Below are 2,594 nucleotides of genomic sequence, written 5' to 3' on the forward strand. Positions count from 1 at the left end.
GGCGGCCATGGTGGCGGCCCTCGACGACGACGCCCACGAACTGGCACAGCGGCAACGCTATGAGCGCCGCCGCGCGGCCCTGCTGCCCGCCCTGCGCTCGGCCGGCTTCACCGTCGACCATTCCGAAGCCGGCCTGTACCTGTGGGCCACCCGCGGCGAGCCATGCCACGACAGCGTCGCCTGGCTGGCGCAGCGCGGCATCCTGGTGGCCCCGGGTGATTTCTACGGCCCGCGCGGTGCGCGGCACGTTCGGGTGGCGCTGACCGCCGCCGACGAGCGGATCGCCGCCGCCGTGCAACGACTCGCTTAGCGGGCGATCCGGCCCGGCCTTTCCGCACCGCCCGGGCCCCAAGAGAGCGGCGAGCGTGCACAATGCATCTTCAGGCGTTCCACGTTCTCAACCTCGGGTAAGGACGGTGCTCGTGACCAGTTCGACCGGCAAGCTGCGCATCCCGCTGTCGCTGGGGGACATCGCCAAGCGGGTGTTCCTGGGCAAGCCGCTGATCACCGAGGACATCGCATCCGAGAAGTTGTCGAATCAGGTTGCGCTGGGGGCTCTTTCGCCCGACGCGGTGTCCTCGGTGGCGTACGGCCCCGAGCAGATCCTGATCGAGCTGTTACCGCATGCGGGGCTGGCCGCCTTCCTGCTGTTGCTGCCCATCACCGGCGTGATCCTGCTGATCCTGGTGCTGGTGGCCGCCTCGTATCGGCAGGTGGTCATGGCCTACACCCGGGCGGGTGGCTCGTATATCGTCGCGCGCGACAATTTCGGACCGCGGGTCGCGCAGATCGCCGCCGCGGCGCTGCTGATCGACTACGTGGTCACGGTCGCCGTGCAGTCGGCCGCGGGGACCGTCGCGGTGGTCTCGGCGATTCCCGCGCTGGGCCCCTACAGCCTCGAACTCACCGTCGCCGTGGTGCTTCTCATCTGCTACGCCAACCTGCGCGGCCTCAAGGAGGCGGGATTGCCGTTCGCGGTGGCGACGTATTCCTTCGTCGTCATGGTCGCCCTGACCATCGTGGTCGGCGTCGTGCGCGCGGTCATCGGAAACCTGCCCATCTACGACCCCACGCATATGGCCGGGACCGTCCCGGTGCACCAGGGCAACGGGCTGGTGCTGGGCGCCACGATCTTGGTGCTGCTGCGTGCGTTCGCCAACGGTGGTTCGTCGCTGACCGGGGTCGAGGCGATCTCCAATACGGTCGAGTACTTCCGAAAGCCCCAGGGGCGCAACGCGCGCCGAGTGCTGACCGCGATGGCCACCATCCTCGGCCTGCTGCTGGCCGGCGTCGCCTACCTGGCCCACGTCACCCACGCCACGCCGTACCTGACCGAGTACCCGTCGGTCCTGTCGCAGATCGGCCGGGCCGTCTTCGGCAACGGCGTTGTCGGCGACGTCTTCTATGTCCTGGTCCAAGCGGCAACGGCCGCCATCTTGTTCACCGGCGCCAACACCAGCTTCAACGGCTTTCCGGCGCTGGCCAGTTTCGTCGCCGACGACCGCTTCCTGCCCCGGCAGCTCACGAAACGTGGTCACCGCCTGGTGTTTTCGAACGGGATCATCACGCTGACGGCGCTGTCGGTCGCGTTGCTGGTGGCCACCGGCGGGTCGGTGAACGCCCTGGTGCCGTTCTACGCGATCGGGGTGTTCACCGGCTTCTCGATGGCCGGCTACGGCATGACCAAACACCATCTGACGCACCGGGAACCGGGCTGGCGACGCCGGCTGGCGATCAACCTGTCCGCGGCGGTGCTGTCGACGATCGTGGTGGGCATCTTCGCGGTGGCGAAATTCACCGAGGGCGCCTGGCTGGTGGTCATCGTGTTCCCGCTGCTGGTGTTCATGCTGACCCGGCTCAACCGCGAATACCGGGCCGAGGCGGCCATTCTCGAGATGTTCCGCACCGATCGCCCGGAGTTGGTGAAGTACGCGCGGCACCGGGTGTTCGTGTTCGTCGACTCGGTCGATCTGGCGGTGATCGAGGCGCTGCGCTACGGCAGGGGGTTGCGGGCCGACGAACTGATCGCGGTGCATTTCATGGTCGACCCGGCCCACGCGGCGCTGCTGCGAAAGCGTTGGGACCATTTCGAACTCGACACCCCGCTGCGCATCGTGGACTGCCCGGACCGTCGGATCAGCCGCGCCGCGCAGCTGCTGGTCGCCAAGGCGCGTGACGAGAACGCGCGCACCAATGTGACGGTGCTGCTGCCGCGGCGAACCTTCGCCCGGCTGCTGGGCCGCGTGCTGCACGACCGCACCGCCGACAAGATCGCGCGAGCGGTCAGCCTGATTCCCGACGCCGCGGCGACGATCGTGCCCTACGACGTCGAATCGCGGATCAGGGAGGCCTACCCCGACACCTTGGAGCAGCGGATCGGGCAGGGGATCGACAAGCTCGAGGCGTGGGTGTCCCAGGACGAAGACCGCAAGGTCGACGCCTACGAACACCCGCAGCGACCGCGATCGGTGGTCATGGTGGCCGGCCTGATCTCGGGGCAACGCGCCAGCGTCGAAGGCCGGGTCAGCGAGGTCGAAGACGTCACCACCCGAGGCCGCACCCACCGACAGATCGTCATCGGGGACAGCACCGGG

The 2,594-nt window shown here is 68.5% G+C and carries 2 protein-coding genes; both read left to right on the forward strand.

Translation table 11 applies throughout. From position 1 onward, the window contains the following. Window positions 1-310: aminotransferase class I/II-fold pyridoxal phosphate-dependent enzyme (locus A9W96_RS17095; protein ID WP_156752835.1), on the forward strand; the 310-nt coding region annotated here is incomplete at its 5' end. 112 nt (window positions 311-422) lie between these two features. Beyond that, window positions 423-2,594 (forward strand): APC family permease (locus tag A9W96_RS17100; RefSeq protein ID WP_067141474.1); only part of this gene is annotated, 2,172 nt, incomplete at its 3' end.

The organism is Mycobacterium sp. 1245852.3 (genome assembly GCF_001669335.1).
In the GTDB taxonomy this organism is placed as follows: Bacteria; Actinomycetota; Actinomycetes; order Mycobacteriales; family Mycobacteriaceae; genus Mycobacterium; species Mycobacterium europaeum_A.